We start from the raw sequence: 12,075 nt of genomic DNA on the forward strand, positions 1-12,075 counted from the left end.
GACTGAAAATTGTGCGCCTTACGGCTTATTGTATACGGCCGCATGGCGGCCGACCTCTTTCGATGTTAGTAGATCGACCTGCGAGATCGATTGATCAAGATCTGAGTCAACTTGATAGACACGAATACCGTCGCCCATACGGGTAAAAGTTACAATCATTGCTGGCTTGCCCGCTGCACGTGGTACAGAGATATGGATTGATTGGTCAGGCAAGCTCAGGAGTGTTTCAAATCGCATTGTCGCGCCCCCTTCCTCAGCAACTGTCAGGACGAGCAGAAATCCATTTCTCTGATCCGTATAGTATGCCACCCCGTGAATTGCGCCCACGTTGACATCAAACCCTCGTCCGGGCTCGAGTTTTCGCTCCACGGCGGAAACATCTCTTGTAAATAAACACGAAACTATGATCGCAAGAAACATACGAAGATAGATTTTAAATGCGCTTCCGACACGTTGGTTGTGCATCATTGTGTTTACCTTTATTTTGTGTCTTGATACGATGACTTTAAGGAATATAATCTGGGCGCTGACCATTTCCGCCTGATTTACGTCAAGGTCAGTGTCGTAGAGACGCATCGAATTAATAGAAAAAGTATTTCATCGGAATGACGGAGACGTCGGAGATGTGTTACGACTGTAAGACCAAAATCGATTGACCGATAATTTGGTTGTGCTTCATCAGGCTGCATGATCCACGAAACTCGCTGAATAGCCACGGGTGTTCTTGCCCGCCCTCCTGTTGAGGGGGTGGGTCTGAGCGGGATGGGCTTGCTGTCACCGACGGCCACCTACGCCACGGTGCCCCGGCAGGACCTGCCGATGGCGACGATCGTCCTCAACGTCGTGCGGCGGCCCGACGCTGACGACGCTTTGCGCGGCCGCGTTGGCGTGACGGCTTAGAGACGGCGCGGATCACCAGGTGTCGATTGCCTACGCGTGGGCGTTCCTGCTGCTCTGCGGCGTCCATGCGGTGACTTCCGTGACCGCGCTCCGGCTTCCGCTCCAGCGGGACGATGTTGCGGTACGCGAGTGACGGCTGAGGGGTAAGCATCCTGGATGCCGGTCGGCGGATGTCGCCAACGTTCGAGACCGATTGTGAGCGGTCCCCAAGGTCATGTCCGCTCCAATGCATGCCGTCCGCAAGTGGACAGGTAGAAATCCACCCTCAGAGGCCCTTCCGGTGCCGACCCGTTGCAGGCATATGGAAGGCTAGTCGAACTACTTTGAAGTGGACTGTCCGCTACTCCGGATCGTGTTCTGGATCAGCTAGAGCCTCAATGACATGGCAATCGCCGACCCGGCCGTGACCGCAAGTGTCGAGAGCGCATTGCAGTTCGCGCCGGAGCGCCACGAGTTGCGCGATGCGCCGGTCGATATCCTCGACGTGACGGCGGGCGATGCCATCGACCTCTGCGCACGAACGCTCAGGCTGCTCGCTGAGCGCCAGCAGTTCACGAACAGCGGCGACCTCAAACCCTAGCTCGCGCGCGTGACGGATGAAGTTGAGCCGCGCCGCTGTGGAGGCCGTGTATCGGCGCTGCTGACCTTCGGTGCGGGTTGGGACGGGGAGCAACCCGGCCCCTTCGTAGTAGCGAATGGTCGGCACCTTCACGCCAGACCGCCGCGCCAACTCGCCAATGGAAATCTCTGCCATCGCCCTTGAACCTCTAGTGGCTAGAGAGACTATGTGAGGGCTGGAAGGGAGTCACCCTATGGCTGATAGCTGCTGCAAGAGCGACGACGCCTGCTGCGAACCGCCTACCCTCGTGATGCCAGGTCGGTCGGCGCAGGCGGTACCCGCTGCTCATGGCACTCAAGGCGATACCTGCTGCCCGAAGGGGGTACCAGTGTTCGACGGGGTAGACTTTCGTTACAAGCGCATCCTCTGGACGGTGATCGCCCTCAACGGGATGATGTTCCTCGGCGAGATGGTGGCAGGTCAATTCGCCGGATCGCAATCGGTGAAGGCCGACGCCCTCGACTTCCTAGCCGATACCGTGACCTACGGCCTCTCGCTGGCGGTGATCGGGGCGAGCCTGCGCACCCGTGCCTCGGCCGCGCTCGCCAAGGGCGTATCGCTGACGCTGATGACACTTTGGGTGTTCGGCACGACGGTCTACCAGACCCTCATCCTCGGCCTGCCAAAGGCCGAGGTCATGGGCGTAGTGGGCGTGCTGGCGCTGGCGGTGAATGCCGCGTCTGTCCTGCTGTTGCGGCCCTACAAGGACGGCGATGCCAACGTCCGCTCGGTCTGGCTGTGCTCACGCAACGACACCATCGGCAACGTGATCGTCATGGGCGCGGCCGTCGCGGTATGGGGCACCGCCTCAGCGTGGCCCGACCTGCTCGTGGCGGCCATCATGGCCGGCATCTTCCTGACATCCTCCGTGCAGATCCTACGGCAGGCGTGGACCGAATATCGTGAGGGTCAACGCTCTGTCTCAGTCCCGGCTGAGTGATCAGGGCAGGCTGATTGGTTCGGAAGAGGGCGACGACAATGTCCGCTTCTTTCAGGACATCCCTCAAAGCGGACGCGCAGAAAGCCACCCATCTGAGACGTTCAAGCCAGCGGTCAGCAGCCACCGATCCTGACCGTAAGCGGGCCATCCGTTCCCCAAACCAGCGGTTAGGAAGCGGACAGACGTCCTGATCCAACGCGTTCGCCCGGTCCGCCGGCGATAAAGCCTTCGCGCAGACTGCAGCGCCCAAACCGCCAGACAGCGTCGGCTCCGCCGATGACTGCGCGATTGTCCACCTGCTCGGAGGGGGCGGAGGGCAATGACCGACATTGTCGACGGTGATTGCCCTGGCGCAACCCGGCCCGCGCACGTCGTCGAGCCCGCTGACCGGGATGCCTCGCTGGCCGCGCGCGCCGCGTTCGGCCATTCGTCGCACCTTATCGCCGCATCCGAACTGTGTCCGCAGTGGGCCGTTGCTGCGGGACCACCACAGATGAGGTCACGATGTCGAATCCCGCGAAGGGTCAGTCCGGTGACGGACAGCAGCACTCGACGAGGAGCGCGCAGGAGCAGAAGGCGGCCGAGGTCCAAGCGGCTGGAAGCGCCAAGGCCGATGCCGGCCATCCTGTGGTGACGGAGGGCGGGAAGGCCGAGGCGCCGACGGAGGGCAAAGGCCATCCGAAATCGGCCGCGTCCAACACACAGGTCGGCGCGACCAGCGACGCTGCCACGAGCAGCGCGACGGCGGGAAAGGCCGAGAAGGAAGCCGCGGCGGCGGCAGGCGCCGACAAGGACCAGCACGGGCGCGGTCACCGCAAGGCTGAATAGCAAGCCTGCACGCGGCGGGAGCGGGCGGCCGCGCGTCGGGAAGCCGGTCCGGCTGGGTCGGCGACGGCTTGCCCTCCGGCACATTTCGCCCACCGAACGCGCGCAGTGGACCCATGGAGCCGATGCCCCGATGTCGAGTCTGACCGAGCGCAAGGCGCGCCTGATCGTCCACGGCGACCGACCCTACAATGCCGAGCCGCCCCTGGACCGGCTGCGAGCCGCGTACCGGACCCCGGCCGGCGACTTCTACGTCCGCTGCCACGGCGACCTGCCGGAGATCGACGCGGCGACATGGCGCCTCACCCTCGATGGCGCTGTCGGCACGCCGATAGAAGTCTCGCTGGATGACCTGCGTCGCCGTTTCCGGACCGTCACGGTGACGGCGACGCTGCAGTGCGCCGGCAATCGGCGCGCCGACATGCGCGCCGTCGCGCCCGTTTCGGGAGACCCCTGGGACGGCGGCGCCATCGGCACGGCCGATTGGACGGGCGTCCGCCTCGGCGACCTCCTGCGCGCGGCCGGGGCCCGCGCGGGCCCGGACTGCCACGTCGCCTTCGAGAGCCACGACGTGGTCGGTGGCCGCTCTTACGGGGTCTCCATCCCCCTCGCCAAGGCGCTGACATCAGAACCCTTGCTGGCTTTCGCCATGAACGGCGAACCCCTGCTGCCAGAGCACGGCTTCCCGCTGCGCGCGGTGGTGCCGGGCTTTGCGGGTGTGCGCAGCCCCAAATGGCTGCGGCGCATCACGGTGCAGGATCAACCCTCGGACAATCCGATCCAGGCGAGCGACTACAAGCTGTATCCGTCGGATGTGACCGCCGAGGCGGCCGATCCGGCCCGGGGACACACCATTGACGCGATGCCGCTGAATGCGGCGATCTGCGAGCCCGCGCGCGGCGCCAGCCTCACGGCCGGAACGTGCCGGATCCGGGGTTACGCGGTCGCGGGCGACCGGGCCGTCATCCGCGTCGATGTCTCCGGCGATGGCGGGCGGAGCTGGACCCAGGCGGCGCTCGAGCACGAGCCCGACGCGCCGTTCGCCTGGACCTTCTGGACCGCCGAGCTCGACCTGCCGCCGGGGGAGCACGACCTCGCCGTCCGGGCCTGGGACTCGGCCGGCCAGACCCAGCCGGCGCTGCCCGACGACGTCTGGAACCACAAGGGCTACCTCTGCACCTGCTGGCACCGGGTGCGCGTGCGCGTCACCTGACGGCCCGGACGGACCTACCTGTCGCTATCTCAGGGTCGGCGACTCACCGGGTTTCAGATGGCGGTCTTCCCCATCTGGGCCGCCCAGGGAGACGTGATCGTTCATGCGTCCGAGATGTTCGAAGACGTGGTCGAGGGCATTCGTGACAGCCTGCTCGAACGAGCCGTCGCCTTTCCCCTGTGCGGCCCTGAGGGCACTGAGCGAGGCCCGGTGCTTTTCGGTATCCTCGGACATGTCATCCTCCCAGTCGGCATGGACGCCGGCTCGGCAAGCCAATTGCCATGAGAGACCCCGGTTCCTGCGCTCTATCGAACCCGGATCCGCCGGGGCACCCCGCGGACCCATCGGCTCGGGGCGCGATGCCACGCACGGTCAGACCGGTCTGTCGTGGGCTCACGGCCGCACGCCGTCACGCGCACGGTCCGCCGAGGCGGCGGATCGTGGCTCCTGCGACCTGATCGGAGAACCCCTGCCGATGCCGAACCGAATCCAGGCGGCCTTCCGCGTCGCCGCCGTGGCCGGCGTCGGCTTCTGGGCGGCCTGCAACCGGCTGCGCCTGCCAGGAACGGCCAACCCCTTCGTGGTCGGCGTCCACGAACCAATGGGTGCGGAACTGACGCTGGAGAACTTGGCCGTCACCGGCTCGATCCCGCCGGGCCTCGACGGCCTCTACCTCAAGATGGGGGCCAACCCCGTGCGCGCCGCGACGCGGGGCCACGACTGGTTCCTCGGCGACGGCATGGTGCACGGCCTCGCGATCGAGGCCGGCAAGGCGCTTTGGTACCGCAACCGTTGGATCGGTTCACGCACAGCCGCAGCAGCGCTCAAGCGGCCTGCGGCGCCCGGGCCGCGGCGGGGCGGCAACGACACCGTCAACACCAACGTCGTCGCGATCGGCGACCGGATCTTCGCCGTCGTAGAGGCCGGCAGCTTTCCCGTCGAACTCGCGCGGAGCCTCGAGACGCAGCGCTACAACCCGTTCGACGGCACCCTGACGGGTTCATTCAGCGGGCACCCGCATCGCGACCCGCGGACCGGCGAGACCCACGCGATCGCCTATGACGGCCGCGTCTGGGACAGCGTCCGCCACGTCGTCGTCGCGCCGACCGGTCGGGTCGTGCGGGACGTGCCGATCCCGGTCGCTCATGGCCCCTGCATCCATGACTGCGCGTTCACGGTGCGCTTCGTGATCGTGCTCGATCTGCCCGTCACGTTCTCGTTCCGGGCCCTGCTCGCCGGTTACCGCTTCCCGTTCCGATGGAACCCCCGCCACAGGGCCCGGGTGGGCCTCCTCTCCCGGCAGGGCGACGGCGCCGATATCGTATGGTGCGCGGTCGATCCCTGCTTCGTGTTCCACGTCGCCAACGCCTACGAGGACGCGGCCGGGCGGGTGATCCTCGACGTGATCGCCTACGCGACGGTGTTCACCGCTATTGGGGGTGGGCTCGACAAGCCGGGCCGGCTCGAACGCTGGACGGTCGATCCCACGACGGCGCGCGTCGCGCGGCGGGTGCTCGATCCCGCGGCGCAGGAATTCCCCCGCATCGACGAGCGACGTCTCGGGCAGCGCCACCGCTACCTCTACACGGTGAGCGTCCCGGCCGACAGCAATACGCAGCTCGCCGGTGCGACGCAGCTCTACAAGCACGACGTCGAGACAGGCGAGCGCCGCGTGCACGACTTCGGTCCCAACCGCGTCCCGGGGGAGTTCGTCTTCGTGCCGGCACATGCCGGGTCCGATGAGGACGAAGGCTGGCTCGTCGGGCTCGTCATCGACACCGCGCGGGACACGACGGACTTCACCGTCCTCGATGCGCGCGCGTTCGAAGCGCCACCCGTCGCCTCGGTCCGCCTCGGGCACCGGATCCCGCCGGGCTTTCACGGCAACTGGTTCCCGGCGAACGACCCGTCCGGAACGGTGTGATCCGGCGCCGACGCGGCGTCCTGACGGTCGGTTCGGCGTCGGGGCGATCGGCGCGCACGAACCGCACGGACAGTCCATCGGGACCGACCCGTGCAGGGTGTATCAATCCGCAGCGGTCCATCCGATCATCGCCGTCATGGGGTCGCCGGAACCTCCCTCAGGCTTGAGGACATGGCGTTCGATACGGGCGAAGCCGGCGCGTTGGAGGTACAGACCGACGAGCTGGGCATGCCCCGCGCCGTCGAGGGCATTCCAGATGGCGACCGCCTTGGTCGGGAAGCACCGGTTGGAGAAGCTGATCACCACCGGGGCGCCGGGACGCAGCACGCGCGCCACTTCGGACAGGACGGCCCCGGGCCGCTGCAGGTACTGCACCGAGACGCACATCAAAGCGACGTCGACGCTCGCAGTCTCGAGGGGCAGGTTCGTCTCCGCGTTGAGATCCTGCACGAAATGCTGGGTCAGGCGCGGGTTGGCGGCGAGTTCCGCTGCATTCAAGCCGTGGCCGATGACGCGCGCGTAGGCGGCTTCATCCGGGAGGTGGCTGACCCAGCTCGACATCAGGTCGAGGACGATGCCGCCCTCAGGGACGATCGTTCTGTACAGATCGGTGACGGCGGCGATCGCTGCGGCGTCGATATGCGTGACGAAACGCGGTTGCGCGTAGAAGAGCGAGTCGGGCGCAGAATCAGGCTTCGCGAACGCCTCGGGCGGAAAGTCCGGCAGATCCTGCATCGTCATCGGTACCGCCTTCGTATCGGATCCAGCTCTGCGGCGCTCGAAAGCCAGCGCATCGGGGCGAGCCCGGAGGCGCCCGGCTCCGCGCCGTGGTCGGCGCCCCCACTCCAGGACAGCGCGCGCCGATTCATCTTCGCCTCTCGACGAGCTGCAACCCGCGTCTGGCCAGCGCGGTCACGCATCGGCGCGCGGGTGCTGCCGGACGATAGTCCAGTCTCCCGGTTTGCGAGCCATCGTGGCCTGCGACTTAATCGACGGCTCCGCGGCGGCCGCTCAGCTGGTTTTCTACAGACGCAGCATTGGCTGGCGCGCATTCGGCTTGTCATGAGCGCTACGGATCCCGGCAGGTGGCAGTGATGGTTGATCGACCAAGGGCCACCCGGAGCTTGCCGGCCGTCTCGACGCTGACGGCGACGGCCATCGTGGTGGCCGACATGATCGGCGTCGGAGTCTTCACCAGCCTCGGCTTCCAGGCCAGGGACGTTCCGTCCGGCTTCGCCCTGGTGCTGCTGTGGGCCGTCGGCGGCGTCGCCGCGCTTTGTGGGGCGCTCTGCTACGCCGAACTCGCCACGATGTTTCCCCGCTCCGGCGGCGAGTACACGTTCCTCTCGCACATGTACGGGCCGGCGGTCGGGTTCATGGCGGGCTGGCTCTCGGCCACCGTCGGGTTCGCCGCCCCAGTGGCGCTCGCAGCTATGGCGTTTGGGCAGTATGCCGAGGCTGCTCTGCCCGGTGCACCCGCGCTTCTGCTCGGTCTGGCGGTGATCGGGTTCGTCTCGGCCGTTCACCTGCGCGGCCTGCGGCACAGCAGCGTGTTTCAGGTCGGCTTCACGCTGCTGAAGCTCGCCCTGATTGTCGCGTTCATCGGGGTGGGGGTCACCCGGGGCGGTGGCCAACCCATCGGCTTCGTCCCCGGCGCGCAGGACCTCACGCAGATCGTCAGCGCCGGCTTCGCGGTCAGCCTAGTCTACGTGATGTACGCGTATTCGGGCTGGAACGCCGCGACCTACATCGTCGGCGAACTCCGCGATCCGCAGCGCAGCCTGCCGCGAGCCCTGCTCGCCGGGACGGGGTGCGTGGTGGTGCTCTACGTCGCGCTGAACGCGGTATTCCTCTACACGACGCCGCTGACGGAACTCGCCGGTCAGGTCGAGGTCGGCCTGATCGCCGGGCGTCACGTCTTCGGCGAGGCGGGTGGTCGCCTCGTCGGTCTCCTGATCTGCGCCGGCCTGATACCGACGATCAGCGCGATGATGTGGATCGGTCCCCGCGTGACGGTGGCGATGGGCGAGGACGTGGCGCCCCTGCGGATGTTCGCGCGTCGCACGCGCACCGGCGTACCGAGCGCCGCAATCCTGCTTCAAGGCGGGGTCGCCAGCCTCCTGCTCCTGACGCAGAGCTTCGAGGCGGTGCTCGCGTTCGTTCAGTTCGGCCTGATCGCCTGCTCCTTCCTGACCGTGCTCGGCCTGATCAAGCTCCGGATCACGCGGCCCGACCTGCCACGACCGTGCCGGACCTGGGGCTATCCGTTCACGCCGCTGATCTTTCTCGCGGTGACCCTGTTCATGATGGTCTATCTCGTGGCCGTGAGACCCTTCCAGTCCCTGGCGGGTCTGCTCTTGATGCTGGCCGGCCTCGTCCTGTACGCGGTCGCGACGGTGCGAAATCGGCGCGGAGCCTGACGGCCCTGCGCCCGCCGTGGGATCGCCGAACTCTAGCCGGCGTTGGATTTGCCGGCGCGCAGCACGTCGAGCCGATACTCGGCGGTCCTCGACTGCTTCACAACCGTCGCGAAGGTCCGAGCACCCGCGATGAAGCCTTCCGCCGCCTCGTCGCCGGAGAGCGGGTAGTGGGTCACGCCGAGCCAGTGGACCAGAACGATATCGGCTTCGGGTAACAAAGCGCCTTCGACACGCGCGACCAAGCGCGCGAGATCGGCGCGGTCGAGATAGTACGCCACCTCGGAGATCACGATGAGGTCGAACCGACCGTCCGGCCAAGCGCCTGGTACGGGAGCGAGCAGGAAGTGCGCATTCGGGCAATCGGCGCATCGCGCACGGGCCGCCTCTAGAACGGACGGCACCACGTCGAGGCCGATCAACACGTCGCAGCGGGGACAGAGCTGGTGCGTGAACACGCCGATCGAGCAGCCGACATCGAGTGCGGACGCGTAGTGGGTGCGCGGCAGGGCAGCCAGCGTCGCGGCGTACTTGTCGCGCTCGTACGGGCTCGTGGCGAAGCGCCACGGATCCGCTTCGGTGGCATACATGCCCTTGAAGTAGTCTCGATCGAGCGTTTTCGTTCGACGGCCGCTCGGAGCGTCGGTGGGCCTGTCGGACGTCGTCTCCAAGCCTGTGGCTCCTCTGATCCCGAACAAGGTACTCGTGGCGGCGACAGCTCCGGATTGGATCAGATGACGGCGTGAGACGGGCTCGCGAACACGCACGATACACCTCGGGAGCAACTTGCCATACGCTTGGGGAACCGCACGTGATCGGGACAGTTCCGGGCACCTCTGGTGGTCTTGAGAGCGTGCGCTTTGCCGCTGATGCTGCGCCCACTCCGATGCCGTTACGACTGAGTGTAGCCCCCACTGCCTCACGCCAGAGACGCCCATACGCGTCATCGCGCGTCAGAGGACCTGACCAGTCGCGTACGCTTTCGAGATGCCGCAGCAGCCAGCCAAATGTCCTGATTGGGCGCAAAGCCGAACGTCCGGTCTTGCGCGCAATGATGATCCAGCATGCCGTAGTCTGGCCGGAAGCAGAATCTTCACCTTGGTGTCGGCGCGCTGCAAAAAGCGAACGCGCCCAGTCCGATCAAGACGCTCGGTTTATACGGAAGTCTTTCGTTAGCCTCTGGCGGGAAGGATGAGCGGACGTCCTCAGGAAGGCCGGCGAAGATCTTGTCGCTGACTCGGACTCGTCCGGTCGGCTGTCCGGGTTCGGGCCGCCACTGCTCGTAGCGTGCGGCCTCGTTGACGGGCTGGCCGACGAGGGTGAAGGCGATGCGGTCGCCGCCCCCGAAGTCGCCGACGGACACCTCGCCTGCGTGCAGGCCGATGCGGATGCCAATGGGCAGCCCCGACGCATCCGCGACCTCGCTGACGCGGCGGGCCGCCTCCAGCGCCGCGCGCGTCGCCTGCGCGAATTCCTTGTTCAGCCGATCGTCGTCGTTGCAGAGCCAGAACGCCATTACGGCGTCCCCCATATACTTGTCGACCTGCCCCTTTGCCCGGAGGATCTCCTCGACCTGCGGATCTGTCAGGGTCCGCAGGAACTCGCCGACCTCGGCCGGGTCCTTTCCCTCGGAATGCGCCGAGAAGCCCGATAGGTCGCTGAACCAAATCACGGCCTTCGTCTTCACAGGGCGGATGCAATCTGCGCCGTTGAACAGGATGGCAGATGTCGCCTGAACACCCTCGGCGCATACGAGCCGCCCGATGATACGGTCTCCGTCGGCGAGGTCCCGCGCTCGGGTCGCGCGCATCTCGCTCGCCTGGTCGAGCTTGGCGACGAGCACACCCGCGATCGTCTCGTACCAGAGCGCCTGGATGCCGGGTACCAAACCATCGAGGGTCGCCCGGTCGACCTTCCAGACCTTGGTCCGGTCGGCTCCGACCACCTTGTTGCCTCGCTGCGGCGCCTCCCCGGGCCGGCCGCGCAGGAAAGCCATTTCCCCGGCTATCTCGCCAGACCCCCGCCAGACGACGGACTCGCCGGCCAGAACCTTGAGCCGGCCATCCTCGATGATCCAGATGCAATCCGCCTCATCGTTGGCCGAGCACAGCGTTCGGTCGGCGTGCAGGGTCTCGAGCCGGTGCACCGCCTCAAAGCTTGCGATCAAGGCGCTCGGATCTGAGCAATACCGATGCAAAAAAGCCCGGATCCAAGTCGTTTTCGTTGCCATCAATACGCCGCCGATAGTTTTCGTTTGATCCCGTTTTGTTCACCGAAGCATTTCCAGTGACAGGCACAAAGCCCATCACCGGATTATAAGCAGGACTATAAAAACAGTATTTTACTTCCGTATATCTATTTTAGTTTATAACTCTCCAATTGCAGACATCCGACCATAGTTTTCCTAGACGATGGCAAGAACATCATACGTCGGCTAGTGGGCAAACTTCCCGCCGTTGCGAGCATATCATGGCTCTCGCCACGCCTCGGTACCGATCCTGCAAGTTATGCCTTTCAGGAGCGGCCTACCGCGAAGCAAAACGAACCATCTTTTGCCTCACGCCACAGCACCGATATCTGGCCTACGAGCAGCCGGTGGTGCTCCCGCAGGTGTCGCACTTCAGGCAGGTGCCGTTCCGGACCAGCGTGAAGTTCGCGCATTCCGGGCACAACTCGCCACCTTGATCAGCCAAGTTCAACCTACGCCGCTTGTCGGCTAAGTATACAAAACGCCTTTCAGCGCAATCTGGCGGCACATTAAACAGATACTCTATCTCAGCAGCCGAACCTAAGCCGTGCAACATTGACTCGGGAACTAGGAATAAGTCCGCAAAATCATTGGCTTGTGGTTCTGTTCTTTCTTCACGCTCGACAAATTTCAGAACTGATTCATCTGATTCCGAGAACGCCATATTGTCATGTGAATGCATTAAGACATGACCGAGCTCATGAGCTAATATGAACCTGGCGTGTGCGAAGTCTTTTTCAGCTGCAAGCCAAATATCGTGACGAACATTCAGGATAGTATCTTGTCCGATTAAAGCTTTGACAAAAGCTTCAACAGGATAGTCCTCTTTTTTATAAATATTCAGCTGAAGCCTTATATTTGATCTTTTAGCTGAAAGTTTTTGATAAAATCAACGATATTTGGCTTGATCTGATTGTCGATACCACCAAATCTACGAGCCTTCTCCGCGATTACCTCAATCGCGGAGAAGGATCTAAACTTGGCTCTCC

The 12,075-nt window shown here is 64.7% G+C and carries 12 protein-coding genes and 1 pseudogene; 6 read left to right on the forward strand and 7 right to left on the reverse strand.

Annotated features, from left to right (window positions below):
• Window positions 1–18: 18 nt before the first annotated feature.
• On the reverse strand, window positions 19–576 hold the full coding sequence (locus ABIE45_RS12735) for a hypothetical protein (protein WP_192707048.1): 558 nt from the start codon (window positions 574–576) through the stop codon (window positions 19–21).
• A gap of 192 nt (window positions 577–768) precedes the next feature.
• Here ABIE45_RS12735 and ABIE45_RS12740 point away from each other — a divergent pair, with 192 nt between their 5' ends.
• Window positions 769–900, forward strand: a complete 132-nt coding sequence (locus tag ABIE45_RS12740) for a hypothetical protein (RefSeq protein WP_373622324.1) — start codon at window positions 769–771, stop codon at window positions 898–900.
• A 340-nt stretch (window positions 901–1,240) separates the two neighbouring features.
• Here the strand turns inward: ABIE45_RS12740 and ABIE45_RS12745 are convergent, their stop codons facing one another.
• The gene (locus ABIE45_RS12745) at window positions 1,241–1,654 is read right to left on the reverse strand and encodes a helix-turn-helix domain-containing protein (RefSeq protein WP_192707049.1); all 414 of its coding nucleotides are present in this window, start codon (window positions 1,652–1,654) and stop codon (window positions 1,241–1,243) included.
• 58 nt (window positions 1,655–1,712) lie between these two features.
• On the opposite strand from ABIE45_RS12745, the gene ABIE45_RS12750 reads away from it, so the two are divergent.
• The 3 genes from ABIE45_RS12750 to ABIE45_RS12760 all read left to right on the forward strand — a co-directional run bounded on the left by ABIE45_RS12750 (window position 1,713) and on the right by ABIE45_RS12760 (window position 4,497).
• Complete coding sequence (locus ABIE45_RS12750; RefSeq protein WP_192707050.1) at window positions 1,713–2,459, forward strand: cation transporter; 747 nt, start codon at window positions 1,713–1,715, stop codon at window positions 2,457–2,459.
• Between the two features lie 504 nt (window positions 2,460–2,963).
• Complete coding sequence (locus ABIE45_RS12755; protein WP_192707051.1) at window positions 2,964–3,287, forward strand: hypothetical protein; 324 nt, start codon at window positions 2,964–2,966, stop codon at window positions 3,285–3,287.
• Between the two features lie 130 nt (window positions 3,288–3,417).
• A complete protein-coding gene (locus ABIE45_RS12760; protein ID WP_192707052.1) occupies window positions 3,418–4,497 on the forward strand; it encodes a molybdopterin-dependent oxidoreductase in 1,080 nt (359 codons plus the stop codon).
• A 24-nt stretch (window positions 4,498–4,521) separates the two neighbouring features.
• On the opposite strand, the gene ABIE45_RS12765 is transcribed toward ABIE45_RS12760, so the two are convergent.
• Complete coding sequence (locus tag ABIE45_RS12765) at window positions 4,522–4,731, reverse strand: hypothetical protein (protein WP_192707053.1); 210 nt, start codon at window positions 4,729–4,731, stop codon at window positions 4,522–4,524.
• 241 nt (window positions 4,732–4,972) lie between these two features.
• Between ABIE45_RS12765 and ABIE45_RS12770 the strand changes: the two genes are divergently transcribed.
• Entirely contained in the window at window positions 4,973–6,421 is a 1,449-nt protein-coding gene (locus ABIE45_RS12770; protein ID WP_192707054.1) for a carotenoid oxygenase family protein, read from the forward strand.
• Window positions 6,422–6,523: 102 nt separating this feature from the next.
• Here the strand turns inward: ABIE45_RS12770 and ABIE45_RS12775 are convergent, their stop codons facing one another.
• Window positions 6,524–7,162 (reverse strand): methyltransferase domain-containing protein, encoded by a 639-nt coding sequence (locus ABIE45_RS12775; RefSeq protein ID WP_192707055.1) that lies wholly within the window; start codon window positions 7,160–7,162, stop codon window positions 6,524–6,526.
• Window positions 7,163–7,515: 353 nt separating this feature from the next.
• Between ABIE45_RS12775 and ABIE45_RS12780 the strand changes: the two genes are divergently transcribed.
• Window positions 7,516–8,841: an amino acid permease gene (locus tag ABIE45_RS12780; RefSeq protein WP_192707056.1), complete on the forward strand. Its 1,326-nt coding sequence runs from the start codon at window positions 7,516–7,518 to the stop codon at window positions 8,839–8,841.
• 32 nt (window positions 8,842–8,873) lie between these two features.
• Here the strand turns inward: ABIE45_RS12780 and ABIE45_RS12785 are convergent, their stop codons facing one another.
• The 3 genes and pseudogenes from ABIE45_RS12785 to ABIE45_RS12795 form a co-directional block, all read right to left on the reverse strand.
• Window positions 8,874–9,428, reverse strand: a complete 555-nt coding sequence (locus ABIE45_RS12785; protein WP_373622873.1) for an SAM-dependent methyltransferase — start codon at window positions 9,426–9,428, stop codon at window positions 8,874–8,876.
• 503 nt (window positions 9,429–9,931) lie between these two features.
• Window positions 9,932–11,068 carry an adenylate/guanylate cyclase domain-containing protein gene (locus ABIE45_RS12790; protein WP_192707058.1) on the reverse strand — a complete coding sequence of 379 codons (1,137 nt, stop codon included), beginning with the start codon at window positions 11,066–11,068 and terminating at the stop codon, window positions 9,932–9,934.
• Window positions 11,069–11,642: 574 nt separating this feature from the next.
• A pseudogene (locus tag ABIE45_RS12795) lies at window positions 11,643–11,942 on the reverse strand (ImmA/IrrE family metallo-endopeptidase); the annotation flags it as partial.
• Window positions 11,943–12,075 lie beyond the last annotated feature (133 nt).

Origin of the sequence: Methylobacterium sp. OAE515 (assembly GCF_041806315.1) — a bacterium.
GTDB classification, from domain to species: domain Bacteria; phylum Pseudomonadota; class Alphaproteobacteria; order Rhizobiales; family Beijerinckiaceae; genus Methylobacterium; species Methylobacterium tardum.

Excerpts from the sequence above, each read along its gene's own strand:
- ABIE45_RS12735 (WP_192707048.1), bottom strand. The coding sequence starts at position 576 with ATGCGTCTCTACGACACTGACCTTGACGTAAATCAGGCGGAAATGGTC.
- ABIE45_RS12775 (WP_192707055.1), bottom strand. The coding sequence starts at position 7,162 with ATGACGATGCAGGATCTGCCGGACTTTCCGCCCGAGGCGTTCGCGAAG.
- ABIE45_RS12790 (WP_192707058.1), bottom strand. The coding sequence starts at position 11,068 with ATGGCAACGAAAACGACTTGGATCCGGGCTTTTTTGCATCGGTATTGC.
- ABIE45_RS12785 (WP_373622873.1), bottom strand. The coding sequence starts at position 9,428 with ATGTATGCCACCGAAGCGGATCCGTGGCGCTTCGCCACGAGCCCGTAC.
- ABIE45_RS12770 (WP_192707054.1), top strand. The coding sequence starts at position 4,973 with ATGCCGAACCGAATCCAGGCGGCCTTCCGCGTCGCCGCCGTGGCCGGC.
- ABIE45_RS12745 (WP_192707049.1), bottom strand. The coding sequence starts at position 1,654 with ATGGCAGAGATTTCCATTGGCGAGTTGGCGCGGCGGTCTGGCGTGAAG.
- ABIE45_RS12755 (WP_192707051.1), top strand. The coding sequence starts at position 2,964 with ATGTCGAATCCCGCGAAGGGTCAGTCCGGTGACGGACAGCAGCACTCG.
- ABIE45_RS12780 (WP_192707056.1), top strand. The coding sequence starts at position 7,516 with ATGGTTGATCGACCAAGGGCCACCCGGAGCTTGCCGGCCGTCTCGACG.
- ABIE45_RS12765 (WP_192707053.1), bottom strand. The coding sequence starts at position 4,731 with ATGTCCGAGGATACCGAAAAGCACCGGGCCTCGCTCAGTGCCCTCAGG.
- ABIE45_RS12750 (WP_192707050.1), top strand. The coding sequence starts at position 1,713 with ATGGCTGATAGCTGCTGCAAGAGCGACGACGCCTGCTGCGAACCGCCT.
- ABIE45_RS12760 (WP_192707052.1), top strand. The coding sequence starts at position 3,418 with ATGTCGAGTCTGACCGAGCGCAAGGCGCGCCTGATCGTCCACGGCGAC.